19 protein-coding genes are annotated in these 23,519 nt (G+C 71.7%); 5 read left to right on the top strand and 14 right to left on the bottom strand.

Translation table 11 applies throughout. From position 1 onward, the window contains the following. Window positions 1-217: 217 nt before the first annotated feature. The 3 genes from IH54_RS0127215 to thyX form a co-directional block, all read right to left on the bottom strand. Entirely contained in the window at window positions 218-1,903 is a 1,686-nt protein-coding gene (locus tag IH54_RS0127215; RefSeq protein WP_031521694.1) for a ribonuclease J, read from the bottom strand. 165 nt (window positions 1,904-2,068) lie between these two features. Beyond that, a complete protein-coding gene (gene dapA / locus IH54_RS0127210) occupies window positions 2,069-2,968 on the bottom strand; it encodes a 4-hydroxy-tetrahydrodipicolinate synthase (protein WP_031521692.1) in 900 nt (299 codons plus the stop codon). A 187-nt stretch (window positions 2,969-3,155) separates the two neighbouring features. After that, window positions 3,156-3,944, bottom strand: coding sequence for an FAD-dependent thymidylate synthase (gene thyX / locus IH54_RS0127205; RefSeq protein WP_078862557.1), 789 nt, complete (start codon window positions 3,942-3,944; stop codon window positions 3,156-3,158). Between the two features lie 145 nt (window positions 3,945-4,089). On the opposite strand from thyX, the gene IH54_RS0127200 reads away from it, so the two are divergent. Beyond that, window positions 4,090-4,635 (top strand): hypothetical protein, encoded by a 546-nt coding sequence (locus tag IH54_RS0127200; RefSeq protein WP_031521687.1) that lies wholly within the window; start codon window positions 4,090-4,092, stop codon window positions 4,633-4,635. Window positions 4,636-4,671: 36 nt separating this feature from the next. Here IH54_RS0127200 and IH54_RS0127195 read toward each other — a convergent pair whose 3' ends face one another. The 6 genes from IH54_RS0127195 to eccD all read right to left on the bottom strand — a co-directional run bounded on the left by IH54_RS0127195 (window position 4,672) and on the right by eccD (window position 11,986). Further along, window positions 4,672-5,121, bottom strand: a complete 450-nt coding sequence (locus IH54_RS0127195; protein ID WP_031521684.1) for a hypothetical protein — start codon at window positions 5,119-5,121, stop codon at window positions 4,672-4,674. Between the two features lie 3 nt (window positions 5,122-5,124). Further along, window positions 5,125-5,898 (bottom strand): 4-hydroxy-tetrahydrodipicolinate reductase, encoded by a 774-nt coding sequence (dapB, locus tag IH54_RS0127190; RefSeq protein WP_031521682.1) that lies wholly within the window; start codon window positions 5,896-5,898, stop codon window positions 5,125-5,127. A 98-nt stretch (window positions 5,899-5,996) separates the two neighbouring features. Further along, the gene (locus tag IH54_RS0127185) at window positions 5,997-7,373 is read right to left on the bottom strand and encodes a M16 family metallopeptidase (RefSeq protein WP_031521680.1); all 1,377 of its coding nucleotides are present in this window, start codon (window positions 7,371-7,373) and stop codon (window positions 5,997-5,999) included. Beyond that, complete coding sequence (locus IH54_RS0127180) at window positions 7,370-9,592, bottom strand: polyribonucleotide nucleotidyltransferase (protein ID WP_031521678.1); 2,223 nt, start codon at window positions 9,590-9,592, stop codon at window positions 7,370-7,372. The genes IH54_RS0127185 and IH54_RS0127180 overlap by 4 nt, the downstream gene beginning before the upstream one ends. 345 nt (window positions 9,593-9,937) lie before the next feature. Continuing rightward, window positions 9,938-10,225, bottom strand: a complete 288-nt coding sequence (gene rpsO, locus IH54_RS0127175) for a 30S ribosomal protein S15 (RefSeq protein ID WP_031521677.1) — start codon at window positions 10,223-10,225, stop codon at window positions 9,938-9,940. Window positions 10,226-10,477: 252 nt separating this feature from the next. Continuing rightward, window positions 10,478-11,986: a type VII secretion integral membrane protein EccD gene (gene eccD / locus IH54_RS0127170; RefSeq protein WP_078862556.1), complete on the bottom strand. Its 1,509-nt coding sequence runs from the start codon at window positions 11,984-11,986 to the stop codon at window positions 10,478-10,480. 73 nt (window positions 11,987-12,059) lie between these two features. Here eccD and IH54_RS0127165 point away from each other — a divergent pair, with 73 nt between their 5' ends. The 4 genes from IH54_RS0127165 to IH54_RS0127150 all read left to right on the top strand — a co-directional run bounded on the left by IH54_RS0127165 (window position 12,060) and on the right by IH54_RS0127150 (window position 19,164). Beyond that, complete coding sequence (locus tag IH54_RS0127165; protein ID WP_031521675.1) at window positions 12,060-15,950, top strand: type VII secretion protein EccC; 3,891 nt, start codon at window positions 12,060-12,062, stop codon at window positions 15,948-15,950. Between the two features lie 342 nt (window positions 15,951-16,292). After that, window positions 16,293-16,733 carry a hypothetical protein gene (locus tag IH54_RS0127160; RefSeq protein WP_031521674.1) on the top strand — a complete coding sequence of 147 codons (441 nt, stop codon included), beginning with the start codon at window positions 16,293-16,295 and terminating at the stop codon, window positions 16,731-16,733. Continuing rightward, on the top strand, window positions 16,730-17,359 hold the full coding sequence (locus IH54_RS0127155) for a hypothetical protein (RefSeq protein WP_052397922.1): 630 nt from the start codon (window positions 16,730-16,732) through the stop codon (window positions 17,357-17,359). The genes IH54_RS0127160 and IH54_RS0127155 overlap by 4 nt, the downstream gene beginning before the upstream one ends. Next, the gene (locus IH54_RS0127150) at window positions 17,359-19,164 is read left to right on the top strand and encodes a putative T7SS-secreted protein (protein WP_031521672.1); all 1,806 of its coding nucleotides are present in this window, start codon (window positions 17,359-17,361) and stop codon (window positions 19,162-19,164) included. The genes IH54_RS0127155 and IH54_RS0127150 overlap by 1 nt, the downstream gene beginning before the upstream one ends. A gap of 321 nt (window positions 19,165-19,485) precedes the next feature. On the opposite strand, the gene mycP is transcribed toward IH54_RS0127150, so the two are convergent. From mycP to IH54_RS41945, 5 genes are all read right to left on the bottom strand, one after another. Continuing rightward, complete coding sequence (mycP, locus tag IH54_RS0127145; RefSeq protein WP_078862555.1) at window positions 19,486-20,844, bottom strand: type VII secretion-associated serine protease mycosin; 1,359 nt, start codon at window positions 20,842-20,844, stop codon at window positions 19,486-19,488. A 5-nt stretch (window positions 20,845-20,849) separates the two neighbouring features. After that, window positions 20,850-21,146 (bottom strand): WXG100 family type VII secretion target, encoded by a 297-nt coding sequence (locus tag IH54_RS0127140; protein WP_031521670.1) that lies wholly within the window; start codon window positions 21,144-21,146, stop codon window positions 20,850-20,852. A 59-nt stretch (window positions 21,147-21,205) separates the two neighbouring features. Beyond that, the gene (locus tag IH54_RS0127135; protein WP_052397921.1) at window positions 21,206-21,544 is read right to left on the bottom strand and encodes a WXG100 family type VII secretion target; all 339 of its coding nucleotides are present in this window, start codon (window positions 21,542-21,544) and stop codon (window positions 21,206-21,208) included. 149 nt (window positions 21,545-21,693) lie between these two features. Further along, a complete protein-coding gene (locus tag IH54_RS0127130; RefSeq protein ID WP_031521665.1) occupies window positions 21,694-23,091 on the bottom strand; it encodes a WXG100 family type VII secretion target in 1,398 nt (465 codons plus the stop codon). Next, complete coding sequence (locus IH54_RS41945) at window positions 23,088-23,510, bottom strand: hypothetical protein (protein WP_052397920.1); 423 nt, start codon at window positions 23,508-23,510, stop codon at window positions 23,088-23,090. Before IH54_RS41945 ends, IH54_RS0127130 begins: the two co-directional genes overlap by 4 nt. Between the last annotated feature and the right edge of the window lie 9 nt (window positions 23,511-23,519).

Below are 23,519 nucleotides of genomic sequence, written 5' to 3'. Positions count from 1 at the left end.
AACGGAAGCTTCCTTCGAGACCGTTTCACCGGCCCCTCCGGGCTTTCCCTTCGTTGTGTTCCGACTCTATCAGAAGACTTTCGGTCGGAATTACCACCCTCGTTTCGAGAGCGCGCGTTTCCGCGGGCCTCGTTCGGAGCGGTTGTGCCAACGTACTGGAGCGGGCCGCCGGATGCAAATCCGGCGGCCCGCTCGTGGTGGGGATGTTGACGGTGGGTCAGACCTCGACGACCACCGGGAGGATCATCGGACGGCGTCGGTAGGTGTCGGACACCCACTTTCCGACGGACCGTCTGATGAGCTGCTGGATCTGGCGGGTCTCCATCACGCCGTCCGAGGCGGAACGCGACAGGCCCTCCTCGATCTTCGGGATGACGGCGGCGAAGGCCTCGTCTTCGATACCGGAGCCCCGCGCGTGGATGTTCGGGCCGCCGACGATCTTGCCGGTGGTGCTGTCGACCACGACGAAGACAGAGACGATGCCCTCCTCGCCGAGAATCCTGCGGTCCTTGAGCGAGGACTCCGTGATGTCCCCGACCGAGAGCCCGTCGACGTACACGTAACCCGCCTGGACCTTGCCGGCGATTTTCGCCTCGCCGCCGACGAGGTCGACGACGACGCCGTCCTCCGCGATGACCGTGCGGTTCTTGGGAATGCCGGTCAGCTGGCCCAGTTCTGCATTGGCCCGCAGGTGGCGCCACTCGCCGTGGATCGGCATCAGATTGCGCGGCTTGCAGATGTTGTAGAAGTACAGCAGCTCGCCGGCCGACGCGTGGCCCGAGACGTGCACCTTGGCGTTGCCCTTGTGCACGACGTTGGCTCCCCACCGGGTGAGGCCGTTGATGACGCGGTACACCGCGTTCTCGTTGCCCGGGATGAGGGAGGAGGCGAGGACGACGGTGTCACCCTCGACGATGCGGATCTGGTGGTCCCGGTTGGCCATCCGGGAGAGCGCCGCCATCGGCTCTCCCTGGGAGCCTGTGCAGACGAGGACCACCTGCTCGTCCGGCAGGTCGTCGAGCACCTTGACGTCCACGATGAGGCCGCCGGGGACCTTGAGGTAGCCGAGGTCGCGGGCGATGCCCATGTTCCTGACCATGGAGCGGCCGACGAAGGCGACCTTGCGGCCGCGTTCGTGTGCCGCGTCGAGCACCTGCTGGATGCGGTGCACGTGGCTGGCGAAACTGGCGACGATGATGCGCTTCTCCGCCTTGGCGAAGGTCTGGCGCAGCACCTGCGAGATGTCGCGCTCGGGCGGCACGAAGCCGGGGACCTCGGCGTTGGTGGAGTCGGCGAGCAGCAGGTCGATGCCCTCCTCGCCGAGTCGCGCGAAGGTGGGAAGGTCGGTGAGGCGGCCGTCCAGCGGGAGCTGGTCCATCTTGAAGTCGCCGGTGACGACGACCATGCCCGCAGGGGTGCGGATGGCGACGGCGAGGGCGTCCGGGATGGAGTGGTTGACGGCGACGAATTCGCAGTCGAAGGGACCGATGCGCTCCCGGTCGCCTTCCCTCACCTCAAGGGCGTAGGGGCGGATCCGGTGCTCCTGGAGCTTGGCCTCGATCAGGGCGAGGGTGAGCTTGGAGCCGATGAGCGGGATGTCGTCCTTCTCCCTGAGGAGGAAGGGGACGGCGCCGATGTGGTCCTCGTGGCCGTGGGTGAGGATCACGCCGACGACGTCGTCGAGGCGGTCTCTGATTGAGCTGAAGTCGGGAAGGATGAGGTCGACGCCCGGCTGCTCCTCTTCGGGGAAGAGGACGCCGCAGTCGACGATCAGCAGCTTGCCGCCGAATTCGAGGACGGTCATGTTGCGACCGATCTCACCGAGACCGCCGAGCGGCGTGATGCGCAGGCCGCCCTCGGCCAGCGGCCGCGGCGGACCGAGTTCTGGATGCGGATGGCTCAAAGGTTTTCTCCCTGTCGCGCACGCCGAAAGGGCCTTCCTGGGCCGTGGCGTGCGGCACTGTGTGTGATCGTCATGCGTCCGGCGCGCAGTGCACCGCTGTTCGGGTTGTGTCCCGGACGGCGTGACTGCGGTCGGGTCCTGCGTATTCAGTTGTGAAGTCTGTGTTCAGAGGTGTACCCCGCCGGCGGCGAGATCCTTCCTGAGGCGTTCCGTGGCGTGCGGGTCCAGTTCCGTGAGCGGGAGCCGGAGCGGGCCTGCGGGCAGTCCGCGCAGCGCAAGGGCGGCCTTGGTGGTCATGACGCCCTGGGCGCGGAACATTCCGGTGAAGACGGGCAGCAGGCGCTGGTGGATCTCGGCGGCCTTGGCGACGTCGCCGTCGGTGTACGCATCCAGCATCGCACGCAGCTCGGGGGTCACGAGATGACCGACGACCGAGACGAAGCCCACGGCGCCGATGGAGAGCAGTGGCAGATTGAGCATGTCGTCGCCGGAGTACCAGGCGAGGCCGCTGCGGCTGAGGGCCCAGCCGGCGGCTCCGAGATCGCCCTTGGCGTCCTTGTTGGCGACGATCCTGGGGTGCTCCGCCAGCCGGACGATCGTCTCGGTGTCCAGCGGGACGCCGCTGCGGCCTGGGATGTCGTAGAGCATCACGGGCAGGCCGGTGGCGTCGGCGATCGCGGTGAAGTGCCGGCGGAGGCCTTCCTGCGGAGGCTTGCTGTAGTAGGGCGTGACGGTGAGCAGGCCGTGTGCGCCGGCCTCCTCTGCCTGGCGGGCCAGCTCGGTGCTGTGCCGGGTGTCGTTGGTGCCGACCCCGGCGACGACGGTGGCGCGGTCGCCGACGGCCTCCAGGACAGCCCGTACGAGCTGGGCTTTCTCCGTGTCGCTCGTGGTGGGCGACTCCCCGGTGGTGCCGTTGACGACGATGCCGTCGTTGCCCGCGTCCACCAGGTGGGTGGCGAGCTGCTGGGCGCCGGCGAGGTCGAGGTCGCCGTCCGCGGTGAACGGCGTGACCATTGCGGTCAGTACCCGCCCGAAGGGGGCCTTGGGGGTGGAGGTCGGAGCCATGGGTCCCACGCTACTCGGTGTGTACGGGGGCACGCAGCCACGGGACCTGCGCAAAGGACTCCGGCGGTGCCTGCTCGGGGGTTCAGGCACCGCCGGGGTCCGTTTCTGCAGCCTAGATGAACCTCATGAATGCCTGCAATCCGAACACTTCGGACATTTGGCTACAGCGGCCGGCCGACCCCGGGGCTTACGGGGCGACACGCCCGTTGCCGTTGAACGCCGCATGGGTGAGCGGCATCAGTCCGGCCCACGCCGCTTCCATCCGCTCGCCGACCATCTCGATCTCGCGCTGCGGGAAGGACGGCACCTTGGCCATCTCGTGCTGCGTACGCAGGCCGAGGAAGTGCATCAGCGACCGCGCGTTGCACGTGGCGTACATCGACGAGAACAGGCCGACCGGCAGTGTGGCCCGGGCCACCTCACGGGCGATTCCGTCCGCGAGCATCGCCTGATAGGCCGCGTAGGACTGCGCGTAGGACTCCTCCATGGCCGCCACCGCCTGCTTGTGCTGCTCAGGGGTGCCGTGGACGAATTCGTACTTGCCGGGACGGCCCTGCTGCACCAGTTTGCGGTCGGGCCCCGGCACGTAGAAGACGGGCTGCAGCTCGCGGTAGCGGCCGGACTCCTCGTTGTAGGACCAGCCGACGCGATGCCGCATGAACTCGCGGAAGACGAAGATCGGGGCGCTGATGAAGAACGTCATCGAGTTGTGCTCGAAGGGGCTGCCGTGGCGGTCCCGCATCAGGTAATTGATGAGCCCCTTGGAGCGCTCCGGGTCCTTGCTCAGCTCGTCGAGGGACTGCTCGCCCGCGGTGGAGACCCGGGCCGCCCACAGGACGTCGGTGTCCGACGCGCTGTGCTTGATCAGTTCGACGGTCACGTCGTCCCGGAACTCGACGGGGGCTGCGGGAGCGCTGGTGGAGGCCCCGTCGGGGAGGTCGGTCGGCACCGGTGGTGTCCTTCCTGTGGGCGGCATTGCGGCGACCAGCCTAGGCGGTGGGTACGACAGCCGGCCGCCGCCGGTCAGCCCACCCGAAGTGGCCGAGTCAGCTTTCGGCGGCTAGCCTCACCCGTCAGAGTGCACCCGCCCGTCCCACCGGAACCCGAAGAGGATCCTCCGCGTGTCCTTGCCCTACACCTCCGCGACCGCCGAAGCCGACGACCTCGGGGCGGGCCGCCCGCTGCCGCACCTCGACCAGGACCGTTGGATGCGCCCCTACGGCCCCGGCCCCTGGCGGGTCGGGACGGCGGCGCTGGCCCTGATGCTCGCGGCCTACCTGCTGTTCGCCGCGCTCATCATGGTGGCCGCACAGAACACCAGGGGCGGTGCGCTGTGCCTGGCCGTGGCCCTGCTGGTGATCATGGCCGCGCTGCGGATGCTGCGGGTCGGCCTCTGGGTGAGCGGCCGGGGGCTGCGCCAGACGAGCTTCTTCAGCACCGTGACCGTGCCCTGGCGCAAGATCGCCGCGGTGCGCACGGCTCAGCAGCCGGTGAAGGTGCTGGGGCTGCCGCGTACGGTCCAGGGGCAGGCGCTGATCATCACCCGCAAGAGCGGTGGCTCCCTGCGCCCGCAGCTCACCGACCACAACGCGGACTTCCTCGGCCGGGTCGAGGCCTTCGACGTCGCCGCGGACGCCATCGAGGGCTGGGCCGCGGAGCTGCTCTGACGCCCCTGTGGGCGGGGTGTGCGGCCCCGCCAGGGGTCAGCGCGGCAGCTTGCCGTCGTGCAGGGCGATGGCCCGCTGCATCGCCTTACGCGCCCTCGGCGTGTCGCGGGCGTCGAAGTAGGCGACGGCCAGCCGGAACCAGGTGCGCCAATCGTCCGGCGCCGCCTCCGTCTCCGCCTGCCGACAGGCGAAGACCGCGTCGGCGGCGTCCCGGTCGATCCGGCCGCTTGGCGTACGGGCCAGGTCGTCCACCGGCAGGCCGCCCTCGGCCTCCAGTTCGCGGCCGAGCCGCCCGGCGTTGCGGGCGAACTGCGTCGTCTGCCACAGGAACCAGGCGCCGATCAGCGGCAGCACCAGCACCGCGAGGCCGAACGCGACCGTGACCGGGCGACCGTCGGCGATGAGCAGCACTCCGCGGTCGCCGACCAGCACGAAGTAGAAAACCAGCGCGAGGGCCGAGACGGTGTAGCTGAGTCTGGCGCGCATGCCTCAGGCTCCCCGGCCGTCCGGCTCGGTACCGTCCAGGAAGTGCTCCAGGCCGTACGTCAGGCCGGGCACGCCGGGGACGGTGCGGGCGGCGAGTAGGATGCCCGGCATGAAGCTGCTGTGGTGCAGCGAGTCGTGCCGGATGGTCAGGGTCTCGCCGGTGCCGCCGAACAGCACCTCCTGGTGGGCGAGCAGGCCGCGCAGGCGCACCGAGTGCACGGGCACGCCGTCGACCGCGGCGCCGCGGGCGCCCTCCAGGCCGTGGGTGGTCGGGTCGTGCTGCGGGGCGAGCCCGGCCTCGGTGCGGGCGGCACCGATCAGCTGGGCGGTGCGGGTCGCGGTGCCACTGGGGGCGTCGGCCTTGTTGTCGTGGTGCAGCTCGATGACCTCGGCGGAGTCGAACCAGCGGGCGGCCTGCCGGGCGAACTGCATGGTCAGGACGGCACCGATGGAGAAGTTCGGGGCGACGAGGGCGCCGGTGCCGGGCGCGGCGGCCAGCCACTCGCGCAGCCGGTCCAGGCGCTCCTCGGTCCAGCCGGTGGTACCGACGACGGCGTGGATGCCGTGTCCGACGCAGAATTCCAGGTTGCCCATGACCGAGTCGGGATGGGTCAGTTCCACGGCGACCTGCGCGCCGGCCTCGGTCAGCGCCTCCAGCGGGTCGTCGCGGTCGATCGCGGCGACCAGGTCGAGGTCGTCGGCGGCCTCGACAGCGGCGGCCGCGGCCGAGCCGATACGGCCCTTGGCGCCGATGACGGCCACACGGAGCTTGCTCATCGTTCTTGGGTCCTCCAGGTCTGCGTACGCCAGCGCGTACGGGGCGAGCGGGGGGTTGTTGCGCGGGCGCGCGGCCGGGCCTGCCGCGCGCCCGCGCATCAGGCGACGGCTTCGTGCAGGCGTGCGGCCTGCTTCTGCTTGAGCGGGCCGATGACGGCGAGCGACGGGCGCTGCCCGAGGACGTCGCGGGCGACCGCGCGCACCTCGTCAGGGGTGACGGCGGCGATCCGCGCGAGCAGGTCGTCGACCGAGAGCTGGTCGCCCCAGCACAGCTCGCTCTTGCCGATCCGGTTCATGAGCGCGCCGGTGTCCTCCAGCCCCAGCACCGTGGAGCCCGCCAGCTGGCCGATGGCGCGGCGCAGCTCCTCGTCGGTCAGCCCGTGCTCGGCAACCTGGTGGAGCTCGTCCCGGCAGATCTTGAGGACCTCGGGCACGCGGGCCGGCTGGCAGCCCGCGTACACCCCGAACAGGCCGCAGTCGGCGAAGGAGGAGGTGTAGGAGTAGACCGAGTAGGCGAGCCCGCGCTTCTCCCTGACCTCCTGGAAGAGCCGCGAGCTCATGCCGCCGCCGAGGGCGGTGTTGAGCACGCTGAGGGCCCAGCGCCGGTCGTCGGTGCGCGACAGGCCCGGCATGCCGAGCACGACGTGGGCCTGCTCGGTGCGCCGGTCGAGGACTTCCACGGCGCCCGCGGTGCGCAGCGTACGGCTGCCGCCGCGCGGGGCCTGCGGTACCGCGTCCGGGTCGCGCAGCGCGCCGGCCCGTTCGAAGGCGCGGCGGACCTGGCGTACGACGCTCGCGTGGTCGATGTTCCCTGCGGCGGCCACCACGAGACGGGTGGGGTCGTAGTGCCGGCGGTAGAAACGGGCGACCTGGTCGCGGGTGAGGGCATTGATCGTCTCGACGGTGCCCAGCACGGGGCGGCCTAGCGGGGTGTCGCCGAGCATCGCACCGCAGAACAGGTCGTGCACCTGGTCGCCGGGGTCGTCCTCGGTCATCGCGATCTCTTCCAGGACGACACCGCGCTCGGCGTCGATGTCCTCCTGGCGGATCAGCGAGCCGGTGAGCATGTCGCACACCACGTCGACGGCCAGAGGCAGGTCGGTGTCGAGCACCCTGGCGTAGTAGCAGGTGTACTCCTTGGCGGTGAACGCGTTCATCTCACCGCCGACCGCGTCGACGGCGGCGGAGATCTCCAGCGCGCTGCGCCGTTCGGTGCCCTTGAAGAGCAGGTGCTCCAGATAGTGCGTGGCACCGCTCAGCGACGGGGTCTCGTCGCGGGAGCCGACGGCCGCCCAGATGCCGAAGGTGGCGGAGCGGACGGTCGGCAGCGTCTCGGTGACGACCCGGAGGCCCCCGGGCAGCACGCTGCGGCGGACGGTGCCGACCCCGTCGGTGCCGGGCAGCAGGGTCCGCGTGCGGACGGCCCGCCCCTTGGTGGAGGGGCGGGCCGTCACGGCGGTGGAGCGGGTCGTCACTGGGCCGACTCGTCCTTCGCGTCCTGGCTGTCGCCGTCCTCGCCCTCGATCACGGGGACGAGCGAGAGCTTGCCGCGCTGGTCGATCTCGGCGATCTCGACCTGCACCTTGGTGCCGACGCCGAGGACGTCCTCGACGTTCTCCACGCGCTTGCCGCCGGCCAGCTTGCGGATCTGCGAGATGTGCAGCAGACCGTCCTTGCCGGGCATGAGCGACACGAAGGCGCCGAAGGTCGTGGTCTTCACGACGGTGCCCAGGTAACGCTCGCCGACCTCGGGCATGGTCGGGTTGGCGATCTGGTTGATCATCGTGCGGGCGGCCTCGGCCTGCGAGCCCTCCGTGGCACCGATCAGGACCGTGCCGTCGTCCTCGATGGAGATGTCGGCGCCGGTGTCCTCCTGGATCTGGTTGATCATCTTGCCCTTGGGGCCGATGACCTCGCCGATCTTGTCCACCGGGATCTTGATGCTGATGATCCGCGGCGCGTTCGGCGACATCTCGTCCGGGGAGTCGATGGCCTCCATCATCACGTCGAGGATGTGCAGCCGGGCGTCGCGGGCCTGCTTGAGGGCCGCGGCCAGGACGGACGCCGGGATGCCGTCGAGCTTGGTGTCCAGCTGGAGGGCGGTCACGAAGTCCTTGGTGCCGGCGACCTTGAAGTCCATGTCGCCGAAGGCGTCCTCGGCACCGAGGATGTCGGTCAGCGCCACGTAGTGCGTCTTGCCCTCGATCTCCTGCGAGATCAGGCCCATGGCGATACCGGCGACCGGGGCCTTGAGCGGCACACCGGCGTTCAGCAGCGACATGGTGGAGGCGCAGACCGAGCCCATCGACGTCGAGCCGTTGGAGCCCAGCGCCTCGGAGACCTGCCGGATCGCGTAGGGGAACTCCTCGCGGGTCGGCAGCACCGGCAGCAGGGCGCGCTCGGCGAGGGCGCCGTGGCCGATCTCGCGGCGCTTCGGGGAGCCGACGCGGCCGGTCTCGCCGACGGAGTACGGCGGGAAGTTGTAGTTGTGCATGTACCGCTTGCGCGTCTCGGGCGCGAGCGTGTCCAGCTGCTGCTCCATGCGCAGCATGTTCAGCGTGGTGACGCCCAGGATCTGGGTCTCGCCGCGCTCGAACAGGGCCGAGCCGTGCACCCGCGGGATCGCCTCGACCTCGGCGGCCAGGGTGCGGATGTCGGTGACACCGCGGCCGTCGATGCGGACCTTGTCGCGGATGACGCGCTGGCGGACCAGCTTCTTGGTCAGCGAGCGGTAGGCCGCGGAGATCTCCTTCTCGCGGCCCTCGAACTGCGGCAGCAGCTTCTCGGCGGCCAGGCCCTTCACGCGGTCCAGCTCGGCCTCGCGGGCCTGCTTGCCGGCGATGGTCAGCGCCTGCGCCAGCTCGTCGGTGACGGCGGCCTCGAGGGCGCTGAAGACGTCCTCCTCGTAGTCGAGGAAGACCGGGAATTCACCGGTCGGCTTGGCAGCCTTGGCGGCCAGCTCGGACTGCGCCTTGCACAGCACCTTGATGAACGGCTTGGCGGCCTCCAGGCCGGCGGCGACGACCTCCTCGGTCGGCGCCTCGGCGCCGCCCTCGACGAGCTTGACGGTGCGCTCGGTGGCCTCGGCCTCGACCATCATGATCGCGACGTCGCCGTCGTCGAGCACCCGGCCGGCGACGACCATGTCGAAGACGGCCTCCTCCAGCTCGCTGTGCGTCGGGAAGGCCACCCACTGGCCGCGGATCAGCGCGACGCGGACGCCGCCGATCGGGCCGGAGAAGGGCAGGCCGGCCAGCTGCGTGGAGCAGGAGGCGGCGTTGATCGCGACCACGTCGTAGAGGTGGTCGGGGTTGAGGGCCATGACGGTGGCGACGATCTGGATCTCGTTGCGCAGGCCCTTGACGAAGGACGGACGCAGCGGGCGGTCGATCAGCCGGCAGGTCAGGATGGCGTCCTCGGAGGGGCGGCCCTCACGGCGGAAGAACGAGCCGGGGATGCGGCCGGCCGCATACATGCGCTCCTCGACGTCCACCGTGAGAGGGAAGAAGTCGAAGTGTTCCTTGGGCTGCTTGGAGGCGCTGGTGGCCGACAGCACCATGGTGTCGTCGTCCAGGTAGGCCACGGCGGAGCCGGCGGCCTGACGGGCCAGCCGGCCCGTCTCGAAGCGGATGGTGCGGGTGCCGAAGGATCCGTTGTCGATAACGGCTTCGGCGTAGTGGGTCTCGTTCTCCACTATGGGGTTTCTCCTCGTCCTCGCCCGCAGGGCGTCTCCCGGCGGGCCATCGGTGGAGGGGCGTCCTGCCGGGGCCGGTCTTCGATCGAAGCCACCGGGGGTGCAACCACCCGGAGGCCACTACCGAGGACCGGCAGCTGCGGCGGATAGGAGGACGCTCCTCCTCATACGTTGTCAACAGCAGTCAACAGCACCATTGCATCAGACGACGCACGTATCGCGCACGTCCTGTGGGCGATACGTGGCCGACCTCGTACAAGACGGTTGCGTGACCGGCGCACCGTGCCGGTGCATATGGCAAAGGGAGCGGTCCCGTCGGACGGGAACCGCTCCCCTGCACGCGTCCTAGCGAACGCCCGCCGCACCGGCACGGATGCCGAGGCGCTCGCGGAGCTCACGGAAGCGCGTGATGTCCTTCTTGGCCAGGTACTGCAGCAGGCGGCGGCGCTGGCCGACCAGGATGAGCAGACCGCGGCGCGAGTGGTGGTCGTGCTTGTGGGTCTTGAGGTGCTCGGTCAGGTCCGAGATGCGCCGCGAGAGCAGCGCGACCTGGACCTCGGGGGAGCCGGTGTCGCCTTCCTTGGTGCCGAACTCGGCGATGATCTGCTTCTTCGTTTCGACGTCGAGCGCCATACGGACTCCTCCAGGGATCGTCTGCCGGCGAGCGCCCCCGGTCTTCTTCGCGGGGAATTCTCACGTGACTCGCACGGCTCTCGGTCACCCGGCGTGAGCACACAGGTGACCGTCACCCAGGGTACCAGCCGGTTGCCGGGCGTTTTACCGCGGGTCACCCGGTCGAACGGTGGCACAGGGTGCCCGGTCGTACTGCGGTCCATACGACGGTACGACCGGGCTGAGCGCGCACCGTAATCGGGGCTTCCCGGCTCAGCCGCCGCCCAGCCCGCGCACCGCGCCGTACGTCCCGAGTACCGCCAGGCACAGCGGGACCAGCGTCAGCAGCACGGCGCCCTCGGCGACCTCCAGGCAGCGGCCCCAGAACGGGGACACCCTCCGGCCCGGCACCGTCAGGCCGACCGCGAGCAGCGTTCCGGCGCCGACGGCAACGGCGCCGGGCAGCCACAGGAGGCGCAGGCCGGATGCACCTCCGGATGGTGCGAACCCTACGACGGACAGCGCCGACGCCACGACGCCGGCCGCGAGCAGGGCCCCGACCTGGGCGGTGCGGCGGAAGAGCCGGGCGCGCAGCAGGGCGGCGATCCCGGCGGCCAGGGCGAGCGCCTGGGCGGGAACGGCCCGGGAGCTGCCGAGGACGGCGGCTGCGACCACCAGGGTGGCCGCGCAGCCGCCGGTCAGGCCGAGGAGGAGTTCGTGGCCGCGGCGGGCCCGGGCGGCGACCGCCTCGTAGTCGAGGGCCGGCCCGGGGTCGCGGTCCTCCGCGGCGGTGCCGGCGGAGGGTGCCGGGTCGTCGAAGCCGATCGGCAGCCGGGCCAGGCGCGCGGACCAGCCGGGCAGGAAGCCGATCAGCCCGACCGCCGCGACGGCCACGACCGAAGCAACCTGCCCAGGCCCCACGTCGGCGGCGACGGCTGCGTACGCGGCCAGGGTTCCGGCGGCGGCCAGGACGGCGGACGCGACGAAAGGCGCGTCCCCGGCCGGCAGCACCGCGACCAGGACCGCCGAGGCCGGCAGCACGGTCGCGCAGCCGGCCAGGAGCTGCAGCCGCCCCGCTCCGTGCCCGGTGGGCGGCGCGACGAGGCCGGACCCGGCGACCAGCAGATGCGGCAGCGCGGCCAGGCCGAGCGCGACGGCGGCGGTGCGGTCGCCGTAGACGCGGGCCCGTACGGCGGCGAAGGCGGCAAGCGCGGAACCCGTCACCGCGGCCACGACGGCTGGAAGGCCGTGCATGTCGTGCCGCACCGGGTCGGCCTGCCACAGCACCCAGCAGACCGCCGCCATGAGCACGGCTCCGCCGGTCAGCCCGGCGGGGCGCATCAGGTCGCCGGTCCAGTGGCGGCGGTCGGGCGCCACGGCGGTGGCGAGCGCGTCGGCCACGTCGTCGTGGACGGCGGGCGGCAACGACGTGGCAATGGCGCGCAGCAGGATGAACTCACCGTCAAGGACGTGCTGGGCGGACAGCGACAGGGCGGGGTCGAGCGGCGCGCCGTCGCGGCGGACGAGGTGGTAGCCGGGCGGTTCCGCGGCGCCCTGCGCCAGACCGGACAGCTGGAGGATGTCGGGGCGAAGGTCGGCGACCGGCAGGTCGTCGGGAAGGGCCACGTCGGTCCTGCCGTCCGGCGCCACGATCGTGACGCGGCAGAATCCCCGGGATCCCGGCTCTGAGGCTGCGATCTGCGTGGCGTCTTCGTGCGCGCGCCTCCGAGCGGGAACGTCCGGCGCCTGCCACGCCGCAGTCGAGTGACGAAGAGTGTCCATATGATTGCCCTCCGTAGCATCAGCGCGGCAATGTACCAGCCGCGACGACGATTCCCTGGGGGCGGGCACATCCGTGAGTTCGGTCATCGTCAAACGCCCGGTTCGCGTCCGTCCGCCCGACGTGCCCTCCGGGGAGGTCCGCCTCGCGCCGCCGCCGGAACTCCGGCGCGGCCAGGAGCAGGGCCTGGTGACCCTGCTGCTGCCGTTGCTGGCGATGGGCGGCTCGGCGGCGTACTTCTTCATGCCGGGTTCGCAGCCGGTCATGAAGGTGATGGGCGGTCTGATGCTCGCGTCGGCGGTCGCACTGGGTGCCGCCCAGTTCGTGCGGGCGCGGCAGGGCGCGAGCGGGCACATGGCCGACAGCCGCCGCGATTACCTCGCATACCTGGCGCGGCAGCGCAGCACGGTCCGCCGCACCGCCGACCGGCAGCGCTGCAGCAGGCTCCACACGCATCCCGCGCCGGACCAGCTGTGGGCACTGGTGGCCGAGCGCCGGCGGGTGTGGGAGCGCCGCCCCGGCGACGACGACTTCGGGCAGGTGCGGATCGGGCTCGCACCGCAGCAGCTGGCGACCCCGCTGGTCGCGCCGGACACCGCGCCGGTTGACCGGCTGGAGCCGCTGACCGCGTACGCCCTGCGGCGTTTCGTCGCCGCGCACGGGACGGTCGAGGACCTGCCGCTCGCGGTGTCGCTGCGGGCCTTCTCGCACGTGGTGCTGACCGGCGAGGCGGGCGCCGTCCGCGGGCAGGCCCGGGCGGTGCTGGCGCAACTGGCCGCGCTGCACTCGCCCGCCGACATGGTGCTGGGTGTCGTCGTGTCCGCTGCGGCGCTGCCGGCGTGGGAGTGGGTCAAGTGGCTGCCGCACGCCCAGTCGCAGGCCGGGGCGGACGGCGCCGGGACCCGGCGCCTGGTGGCGGGCGGGCCCGAGGAGCTGGCGGAGCTGCTGCACTCCGCGCTGGAAGGCCGCCCGCGCTTCCAGCGGGACGCGGCGCCGCTGCTCGACCGGCCGCACGTGGTTCTCCTCCTCGACGGCGGTGCGGTCCCCCCGGCGGTCGCCGAGGGACTGCTGGGCGTGACGCTCATGGAGCTGGCGCCGGGCGAGAGCGCCGAGCCACGTGGTGATCTGTGGGTGCGCTGTGCAGCCGGGGAGATGCTGCTGCGCTCCTCCGCGGGCCACACGTACGGGGGCGCACCGGACGCGCTGAGCGAGGCGGAGGCCGAGGCGCTGGCCCGCCGGCTTGCCCCGCTGCGGCCCGCCGACGGGGGTGACGGCGAACCGCTGCTGTCCGACCTGGACTTCACCGACCTGACGGGCATCGGCGACGCGAACTCCTTCGACGCAGCCCGCGGGTGGGCGCCGCGCGGCCGACACGAGCGGCTGCGGGTGCCGCTCGGCGTGGGTGAGGACGGCGAGCCCGTGCACCTGGACCTGAAGGAGGCCGCGCACGAGGGCATGGGACCGCATGGGCTGTGCGTGGGGGCCACCGGCTCCGGCAAGTCGGAGCTGCTGCGGACCCTGGTGCTGGGGCTGGCCGTCAGGCACTCCCCCGAGTCGCTGAATTTCGTCCTCGCCGACTTCAAGGGCGGCGCGACGTTCGCGGGTATGAGCGGGCTGCCGCACGTGTCGGCCGTCATCACCAACCTGTCGGACGACCTGGCCATGGTCGACCGCATGCGGGACGCGATCACCGGGGAATTGCAGCGTCGGCAGGAGCTGCTGAAATCCGCCGGCAATTACCCGGCCGTCCACGACTACGAGCGTGCTCGGGCCGCGGGCGCCTCCCTGCGGCCGCTGGCGACCCTGGTTCTGGTCATCGACGAATTCAGCGAGCTGCTGGCGGCCAGACCGGAATTCATCGACATGTTCCTCCAGATCGGCCGCATCGGCCGGTCGCTGGGGGTGCACCTGCTGCTGGCCTCGCAACGGCTGGAGGAGGGCAGGCTGCGCGGCCTGGACACGTACCTGTCCTACCGGATCGGGCTGCGGACCTTCTCCGCGTCCGAATCGCGCGCGGCGCTCGGTGTGCCGGACGCGTACCACCTGCCGCCGGTGCCGGGGTCGGCCTGCCTAAAGACCGGCACTGGGGACATCGTCCGTTTCAAGGCCGCGTACGTGTCGGGCCCGTACCGCGGTGCTCAGCCGGACGCCGGCGTGGCAGGGGAGCGCCGGGCCGTGCTGTTCACCGCCGCGCAGGTGCCCGTGGGCCGCCCGGTGGCGCGGACGGAACGAAGGCCTGCCGGGACCGCGGCGGACACCGTGCTGGACGTCCTCGTCCGCCGCCTCGCCGGACGCGGACCCGAGGCGCACCGGGTGTGGCTGCCGCCGCTGGGTGCGGCGCCAGGACTGGACGGGCTGATGCCACTCGGCGTGTCCGGGCGCGGGCTGCCGGCGGCCGGCAGGGCGCTGCAGGTGCCGGTAGGCCTCGTGGACAAGCCGTTCGAGCAGCGGCGGGACCCGCTGGTGCTGGACTTCGCCGGCGCGGCGGGCCACGGCCTGGTCGTCGGCGGCCCGCGCAGCGGCAAATCGACGCTGCTGCGGACCCTGGTGGCGTCCTTCGCTCTGGCACACACCCCGCAGGAAGTGCAGTTCTACTGTCTGGACTTCGGCGGCGGCACGCTGCGCGCCATGTCCGGACTCCCCCATATGGGCGGCGTCGCGGGACGGCTGGAGGCGGATCGGGTGCGGCGCACGGTCGCCGAGGTCGCCGGTGTGCTGGCCCGCCGCGAAGAGCTCTTCCGCAGCCGCGGCATCGACACCATGGCGTCGTACCGCGCGCTGCGGGCTGCCGGTGAGCTGCCCGGCGAGCGCTGGGGCGACGTCTTCCTGCTGGTCGACGGCTGGGGCGCCTTCCGGCAGGAATACGAGCAACTGGAGTCGGCCGTCACCGACATCGCCGCCCGCGGCCTCGGCTTCGGCGTGCACCTCGTGCTCACCGCGTCACGCCACATGGAGGTCCGCGCCGCGCTGAAGGACCAGCTGCTCAACCGCCTGGAACTCCGGCTCGGCGACGCCATGGACTCCGAGCTGGACCGCAGGGCTGCGGCGAATGTGCCGCCCGGCGCGCCCGGCCGCGGCATCACCCCTGGTGGGCTGCACTTCCTGGCAGGCCTGCCCCGCATTGACGGCAGCCAGGACACGTCGGACCTCGCCGAAGGCACAGCAGCCCTCGTCACGACGGTGAACGACGCGTGGAACGGTGAGCCCGCCCCGGCCGTCCGGATGCTGCCGCGCCTGCTGCCCGCCGCGCAATTGCCGGGCGGTGCCGCTCTCCCCGGACATGCTGTGGCGATCGGCGTGGACGAGACGGCGCTGGCACCGGTCCTCGTCGACTTCGAGACCGACCCGCTCCTGATCGTGATCGGCGACGGCGAGTCCGGCAAGACGGCCGCGCTGCGGCACATCGCCCGGCAGTTGAGCCGCCGCTACACGCCCCAGGAGGCCAGGCTGGTCGTCACCGACTACCGGCGCACCCTGCTCGGCGCGCTGCCCGAAGGCCACCTCGTGGAGTACATCACTGGGCGCGCCGCCCTGGAGACACACATGGCCGCGGTCGCCACGCTCGTCCAGCGGCGCATGCCGGGCCCCGATGTGACGTCGCGGCAACTGCACGACCGCAGCTGGTGGACCGGCCCGCAGCTCTTCGTGCTGATCGACGACTACGAGCTGGTCGCCTCGGACGGGAACCCGCTGGCAGGACTCGTGAACGCGCTGCCCTTCGCGCGGGACGTGGGCCTGCGCTTTGTCCTGGCCCGCGCCGCTGGCGGGGCCGGACGCGCTATGTACGAGCCGTTCGTCCAGCGGGCCAGGGAGCTGGGAGCACAGGCGCTCGTCCTGTCCGGCGACCCCGACGAGGGTGAACTGCTGGGCGGCGTCCGACCACGCCGGATGCCCCCTGGGCGGGCGGTCTTCGCCGCGCGCCGGGGCGGGACACGGCTGGTCCAGCTGGCGTGGGATCCGCAGTGAGCAGCCGGCCTGTGGACAACCGGATTCGACGGATGACGACTTACTGCTACCGTTTGATCACTTAGAGTGGTGAGACGGTTCGGGGTCGGGGTTTCCTGCCTTGAACCGCGGTGTCGACGGGGGACGGTCATGGAGTCGGAATGGGAGTGGGCGTTCGGACCACGCGAGGACGCCGAGTCGCGGTCCGATGCGCGCGATGATTCGGCGGGGGTGGCGGGGCGGGCCTGCCCGGCCGTACCGGGGCCGCGGCTGGCGGATCTGGTGGCCGCCGCGGGGAATGCGCCGGCCGCGCCGCCCCGCGGGACGCCGCCGGCCGCCGAGAGGAAGGGCTCGAAGGGCGCATTGGCCGCTGAACTGGCCGCGCTGCACGGGGGACACGGCAATCCGGACGCGCTCGTCGATGCCTTCCGGGAGAGCGTGGTGCTGGTCCCAACCGTCGAGGGCGGGTTGCGTGCGGCGACCTCGGGCGGTGTGCGCTGGGTGTTCGCGTTCTCCGACGGAGCGGAGCTGGCGCGGTTCGCCGCCGCCGGGGGTCCGAGCGGTTCGGCGGGCGGTGCCACGGCGACGATCGCGGGCGGGGGACCAGGTGAGGACGGGGACACGGACTACGTGACCGTGCACGGGTGGCGGCTGCTCGACGAGGTCGTGCCCGCGGTCGGCGCGCCGGCCGGTGTGGCGCTCGACGTGGCGGGACGGCTGCCGATGCTCTTCCCGCCCGTCACAGACGTGGTTCCCGACCAGGTGGCGGTGGACGCCGCGGCCCTCGACGGGGAGGTGCGGTGACCGGGAGCGGCGGCTACGAGGTCGGGGAGACGGCACTGACGCAGACGGCCGCCGGGCTCGGCGGCGTGATCCACGAACTCCAGTCGATGGGCCAGGAGGCCGCCGCCGACGTCGGCCGCGGCTTCACACACCTGAAGCTGACCGGCATGCAGGTCGGACACGACGGGCTCACGTCCGCCCTCGACGGATTCTGCAACCGCTGGGAATGGGGAGTGCGCGCCCTCGTCCAGGACGCCGACCAGATCGCGGAGCGGCTGGGCCTGGCGGCCGGCACGTACTACGAGATGGACCGCTACGCGGAGAGGACCCTGAAGGTGGTCGTGGCCTCCGCCATCGGCAATCCCGCCCTGCCGGAGGAGCAGGAGGAAGTCCTGTCGTGGAGCCGGATCGGGCCGGACAACCCCGTCGAGGACTTCCTTCACCCCGACTTCAGCACCGCATCCGCCCGGCAGAGCCTGTCCGACATGGGGCAGACCTGGCAGGACACCGCCCACGACATGGGCCGGAATCTCGTCTCTGAGGCCGCGGCCACGCTGTCGGGGACGGACGAGCAGTACAACCGTTGGCTTGGCGGGGCCCCGGCGGGCGCCGACGGCGGGAGCGCCCGGCCGCAGGGTGGCGGCTGATGGGTATCGGATCACTCGTAGACGAGGCCGGCAACGTCGGCGGGCGCCTGTTGGACTCCGCCGAGCGCAAGACCGGCGCCCTCATCGACGACGACGCCCGCCTGGTGGCCGGCGGACTCGACGCGCTCGGTCTGCACCGCGCCGCGGACTGGGCCGGGAAGACCGGCGACCACGTCGCCGACGAACTCGGCGCGCACGTACCGGAGCTGGACCTCGGCGGCAGTGACGACCCCGGTGAGCTGCTGCACGGCGACCCCGCACGCATCCGTGCCACTGCCGCGCACCTGCGACGACTGCACACCGCCCTCGACACCGGCCACCGCGGCATCTCGCGACTCGGCGCCGACGACTGGCGTGGCCAAGGCGGGGTCGCCTTCCGCACGGCATTCACACCCCAGCCCACCGCATGGGGCCGTGCCGCGAGCGCCTGTCAGGACGCCGCCGACGCCGTGGAGCGCTACGCGTGCACGGTGGACTGGGCAAAGGGGCGAGCCGCAGAAGCGGTACGGCTGTGGGAGGGCGGCGTCCGGGCCAGCAAGAAGGCCGCTGCCGCCTACGACGAGCAAGTGGCGCGGTACGAGGCGGCCCGCGCGGCGGGCGGCACGGTGGCCGCGCCCGCCCCCTTCACCGACCCCGGGGCCGACGCCCGGGAGGCCGCGCGCGACATGCTGGTCGCCGCCCGCGAGCAGCGCGACGCCATGGCCCGGTCCACCGCGGCGGCACTGCACTCTGCGGCCGACCTCGCGCCGAAAATGCCGAGCTTCACGGAGCGGCTGGCGGCCCGCACCGAGGACCTGCTGAGCACCGTGCCGATCCGGCTGGAGCACGTCGCCGGCGGCATGGTCCGCGCCGCGAGCGACGCCGTCCGCTTCACCCGCAGCCTCGACCCCTACGACCCGTACAACCTGGCCCACCCGGCGCAGTACCTGACACACCTGAACGCCACCGCGGCCGGGCTGCTGGACCTCGCGGTACACCCCGAGCGCCTACCACCCGCCGTACTCGGCACCGGCTGGGGCCGCGACGGCGACGAGGCGGCGGGCCGACTACTCGCCAACCTGCTCTACGCAGTCGGCACGGACGGGGCCGCGGCCGCTCGCGCACGAGCCCCGGGCTGGCGCAGGGCGGTGCCGACGCACGGCACCACGCTGAAGGACATCCGCGCGACGCTGCGCGGCGGCCCTGACGGGCTCCAACCCGTCGACCCCGCCGACCAGCGCGCCCTGGAGGCGGCGGTGCCGCGCAACCGCAACGGCAGCTTCCAGCGCTTCCCCGACCCGCGCGGCCCTTGGACGGCGCGGGTCAACGCCGGCGGAATGGAGGTACCGGGACGCTCCAACAACTGCGCGGACGCGGTTCGCTCCGCGCTGGAGACCTGGTACGGCAACCCGCAGGTGGCTGCGGCCAGGACGTTGCCCCATATGGGCGACGAGAAGCTCGTGCTACGGACCGCTGAACGGCACGGCGTTGAACACGGCAATGCTTGGGGCGGTACAAGCATGCGGTACACGGGACCAGGGCCCGAGTCGTACAGGGCAGTGGCAGATGAATTGCACGCGTCAGGACATGGGTCGAGTGCCCTCGTCCACATCGAATGGCAGTTGCCCGCAGATGGGGCGCTCTCCTCTCACGTTTTCACCGCGCTAAATCACAAGGGACAGGTCTATTGGTTGGACCCCCAGTCGGGCGAGGTAAGTACCGAGCAAATCCACCTGAGTGCAGCACACGTGTACCACTACGCCCTGGACGCCCGGCGGCACCCGATCAGGCAGGACGCCGCTACAGCCATCGCGGCGGGCCCATGAACAACAGGACATAGCACCGGAAGGGAACGTGGTCAGAGTGGATGCCGAGGAGGCGCAGCGTATCGCTGCGAACCATTACGTCTGCCAGCTGCCAGACGGCAGCCTCGCGCCAATGTACGCCACAGAATTCGACGAGGGATTCATCGTGATGCCGTGGTCTCCACCAACAACCGCGCTACCACCGCCTCGGCTGGGCGACCCACCACGGGCGATCTCGCCTGGCATTTCAGCCATCATCGTGGACAAACGAACGGGCGACGTGACGGTACTGCCCTACCACGGCGAAGAAGGAACGGCCCAGACCTACCGACGCCTCCGCGCTCAGCCGCCTCCTCCCGCCCCACTCCCGCGCAGTCGTGTGCGCCGCCGTTGGAGCTTCCGTAAGCCGGGAGGCCCCGGCACGTCCGGCGCGGCGGGGCAATAGGCCGCGGCTGCTCCGTCAGGGCGGCGTCTGCGGTCGCGGAGGGTGATCGTCGTCCCGGCAATCAGCAACAGGCCGGAGGCCGACCCGGCCATCAAATACGCAGCCGTGCGCATCTCCCGCTGCCGCGCGGGGTCTGTCGACGTGAGGGCAGCCGGGATCGCGGAGGCGCCGCTCTGGTGTTCGCGTCGGGTCGGGGCCGGCGCCTCGATCGGCCTGGCGTCGTCGGTCAGCGCGCGGACGGGGTCCACCACGCCCCAGCCGACGAGCGCGTTGTGGCCTGGGGAGGTGCGCTGCGCCGTCTGCTCGATCTGGGCGACCACTTCCGTCGCGGTCCAGGTGGGGTGCTTCGCCCGGATCAGTGCGGCGACCCCGGCCACGTAAGGGGCGGCGAAACTGGTTCCGTTGTCGATGCACTGGCCACCGCCTGGCACCGTGGAAAGCATGTCCACGCCCGGAGCCGCGACTCCGATGAACTCCCCTGCCTGGGAGAACGGAGCACGCTCGTTGTTGCGGTCCGAGGCCCCGACCGCCAGCACACCGGGATAACCACCGGGGTAGGTGGTGCGGAAGGCTCCGTCGGAGCCGCTGTTGCCCGCGGAGGCAACGATCACGGCGTCCGCGCGTACGGCAGTCGCGACGGCGGCCTCCAGATCGGGGGTGCTGCGCGGGGTGTCCTGCGAGACGTTGATGACGCGGGCACCGGCGTCAACGGCCTTTCGCAGCGCGCGGGCCAGGCCGTTCACGGTCCCCGTGCCGTCCTGGCCCGCTTGCCGGACCGAGATCAGGGTCGCCTGCGGTGCGAGTCCGACGAAGCCGGTCGCCGGGGAAGGCCGGGCCGCGATGATGCCTGCCACTTCCGTGCCGTGCCCGACCGGGTCGGTGGTGCCACGGCCCCTCGGGTCCGTCAGATCCACACTCCGCGAGGCATCGACGGCGGCCGCCAACTGCGGGTTCCGGGGGTCGATCCCGGAGTCGATCACCGCAACGGTGACCCCCTTGCCCTGCGTGTTCTGCCAGAGTCGGTTGAGCAGCAGTCGTTGCAGGGACCACGGCGTCTGCGCGACGTCGGGTGCCGGGAAGGTGCATGCTCCGTCGCCGTCGAGGGTCGGCACGCTGTGCGCCGCAAGTGCGCCGCTCTGCGCGGCCGCGCCGAGACAGACCGGCACAATGGCCGCCACCGCCAACACCGCCGCCCACACCGTCGGCGCGGCAGCCTGCCGCACCTGGCGATGCCCCTCCACTCCCCGTCGAGGCATGGCCGTCAGCCGAAGTAGGACGCGGCCTTCCTGTCCGCGGTGTTGTAATGCCCGCTGGCAATCTGCACCTTGCTCGCGATCGATTCCAACACACCGTGCATGTGCTGCGTACGGTGCGCCCATTCGTGCGCGACGGCGTGGAAAGCGTGCTGCGCGTCGCCCTCCCAGTACCCGGCGACCGCACGCACGCGTGTCAGCAGGTTGTCCAGGTCGCTCTGCAGTTGCGTGGCCTGTTGCCTGATCGCGCTCGCCGCCTCGTCGAGGGAGGCGTACGTGACCTTGAGCTGGCCGGGATCGAACATGAATACCCCAGGGAGGTGGTGTGGTGACGCGGCGGGCCGGCGGCGGTGCGGTGCTGGTGTCAGAGACCCGCGATGCCGCTGCCCGGGGCGCCGCCGTTGATATCGATGCTCTTCATGTCCTGGAAGACACCCTCGTCGGTCGTACCGGCCGTGAGGTTCGTGTCGTGCACCGCCTGCCTGATCCTGCCGAGCAGGGTCGCGAGCACCCGGTGGTCCTCGTTGATGAGGGCCTGCTGGGCGTTGAAGGCGTTGGCGCCGATACCGCGCCAGTGGCCTTCGAGGTTGTCGATCACCGCCTGGAGCGCCCGGACCTGGCGGTCCATCGAACCCACCATGACGTCGAGGTCGCTCTCCAGCCTGTCCAGCGAGGCGCTGGTGACTTTCATACCGGCCGTCATGACGCAGTCTCCCCCACACGCAGAACGTGTTGCCGCAAGCACGAACAGTTACCTTGCGAACTCACTCTACTGCTGCTTCGCCGACGGCTCCCAACACGACACTCTGCGGACCGGGTTGTGGTCGGGGCCGGGGCGGGGACTTGGACGCGTCAGCGGATGACCGGCGGCACGACGTCGTCCCGGCGAGGGCCCCAGTCCCCCTCTCCGGCGAGTTCGGCCCGATGCCTCGGACCGTCGGACTCCTCGCGCGCGGCACCCGCGGAACCCAGGGCCCGTGGTGCGAACTCGGCAGAGGGAACGCGGCCCGCAACTCCCCCGGGCTCACCGGCGAGACGGCGTACGCCGCTCCCCTCGGAGGCGGCTCGCCCGCTCCCTGCCGTACGGCTGCCCATCATGCCGCCGACGGGCGGCCGGGTGGCCGGCCCGTACTCGCCGACGACGCTGTACGCAGCCGGACCCTGTCCCGGGCCGCCGGACGCCACCGGTTCAACGGCGGGGCTGCCTCCGACAATGCCGTGGCTCCGCCCTCCACGGGCCGGAAACAGCCCCGAACCCGGCTCGTACGGGGCCTTCGGTAGCTCCTGCCGGGGGAAATTCCTCGGCAGTTGCCCCGTCGTTGCGGACTCCCCCGCATCGCGGGAATGGTCGTGCAGGAGAGCGCCGCTCGTGAACGGTTGAGGGGCGTTCCCGGCGTGGGAAACACCGACGAATGCCCCGCCGCCGTTGCCGTTGTTGCCATTTGGCTGCGGGCCGGGCTGGGTCGGCACCGCGGGCGCCTGCGCGCCCGTCGACTGCGTACGGGTGAGAGGTGACGCCGCGATGCCGGGCGCCGCCGCAATGTTCCGCTCGGCCTCTCCGCCGGTCGCCGTCCCCGGCGAATTGCGCACGGGCGGGGTCGCACCGGAGCCCGTGGCAGCGCTGTAGTGGCCGGCACCGGTCCGGAGCGTCTGCGACGGGGGCACGAACGGCGACGGCACCGGCGGGTACTCCGGCGACTCGGCCGTCTCGATGACCGTCGCCGACAGGGAGTAGGACTGCGCCAGCTTGCGCATCTGGTCCGCGGCCTCGATGCGGGCGGCCTCCACCTCGGTGTGGGCGCGGGCCATCCGTGCGTGGGCGTCCGGGTCGTGGCGGACGGTGGGGTCGGCCTGGAGGGTGGCGTAGGCCTTCTGGGCGGCAGCCGGGACGGGTGGCATGTCGCGTTTGACCGTACGCAGCGTGTCCGCCGCATGCGTGAGGGCCTTGGCGGTGGAGTGGGCGTAGTCGCTCAGCCCCAGCGTGGCTCTGGCGACGTGCCTGCCCCATTCCCGGAAGGCGGCGCCGGAGGCGCCCTCCCAGTCGACGCAGGCAATGTGCCGGTCGAGGTCCGCACCGATCCGGGCGATCCGCTCGACGGCCAGGCCGAGGTGATCACCGACGGGCGCGATCGTCTCTGGGTCGGCGTGTCGGATCATGGCCAGCAGTTGCTCGTGGGTGAAGGTCTCGAAGTCCGTCTGTCCGGGGTCCGCAGCGCGGACGTCCGTGGAGTAGCCCCCGCTTCCGGTCACCCCGGGCTCCCCTCGCCCGGTTCGACCCCGGCGCGGCGGGCGGAGCGGGCCGACACCGGGCCGTGGGTCCGGAGGATCCGGTCGTTCAGGTCCAGGAGCCTGTGCTGCGTCCCGAGGTCGACGTCCGTGAACGTCGCGTGCCCGATCCGCAGCACCAGGCTCATGGCCTCGATCTGGTCGGCCAGGGTCTGCGAGAGCGCTTCCAGCCGGTCGTGGACGTATGCGTACGCCGTCGCCAGGGCGTACGCATCGCCGAACCCGGTACCGAACCGGGCGGGAGTGATGCGCTGCTCGCCGATGCGTTGCGGGGCGGCTTCGGAGGCGTCCAGTTCGGCGAGCAGGCCGTCCACGCGGATCCTGAATCCGCGCAGGTCCTCCAGCGCGACGTGCAGGCCGCCGCTGTCGCGCGATGCGCTCATCGGATGGTC

Source organism: Streptomyces sp. NRRL F-5123, assembly GCF_000721495.1.
Classification (GTDB): domain Bacteria; phylum Actinomycetota; class Actinomycetes; order Streptomycetales; family Streptomycetaceae; genus Actinacidiphila.
The sequence above is the reverse complement of the archived record's forward strand: the minus strand, read 5'-3'. Positions and strand labels throughout refer to the sequence as shown.

Excerpts from the sequence above, each read along its gene's own strand:
- dapA (WP_031521692.1), bottom strand. The coding sequence starts at position 2,968 with ATGGCTCCGACCTCCACCCCCAAGGCCCCCTTCGGGCGGGTACTGACC.
- thyX (WP_078862557.1), bottom strand. The coding sequence starts at position 3,944 with ATGCCGCCCACAGGAAGGACACCACCGGTGCCGACCGACCTCCCCGAC.
- IH54_RS0127195 (WP_031521684.1), bottom strand. The coding sequence starts at position 5,121 with ATGCGCGCCAGACTCAGCTACACCGTCTCGGCCCTCGCGCTGGTTTTC.
- dapB (WP_031521682.1), bottom strand. The coding sequence starts at position 5,898 with ATGAGCAAGCTCCGTGTGGCCGTCATCGGCGCCAAGGGCCGTATCGGC.
- rpsO (WP_031521677.1), bottom strand. The coding sequence starts at position 10,225 with ATGGCGCTCGACGTCGAAACGAAGAAGCAGATCATCGCCGAGTTCGGC.
- eccD (WP_078862556.1), bottom strand. The coding sequence starts at position 11,986 with ATGGACACTCTTCGTCACTCGACTGCGGCGTGGCAGGCGCCGGACGTT.
- IH54_RS0127150 (WP_031521672.1), top strand. The coding sequence starts at position 17,359 with ATGGGTATCGGATCACTCGTAGACGAGGCCGGCAACGTCGGCGGGCGC.
- mycP (WP_078862555.1), bottom strand. The coding sequence starts at position 20,844 with ATGCCTCGACGGGGAGTGGAGGGGCATCGCCAGGTGCGGCAGGCTGCC.
- IH54_RS0127140 (WP_031521670.1), bottom strand. The coding sequence starts at position 21,146 with ATGTTCGATCCCGGCCAGCTCAAGGTCACGTACGCCTCCCTCGACGAG.
- IH54_RS0127135 (WP_052397921.1), bottom strand. The coding sequence starts at position 21,544 with ATGACGGCCGGTATGAAAGTCACCAGCGCCTCGCTGGACAGGCTGGAG.
- IH54_RS41945 (WP_052397920.1), bottom strand. The coding sequence starts at position 23,510 with ATGAGCGCATCGCGCGACAGCGGCGGCCTGCACGTCGCGCTGGAGGAC.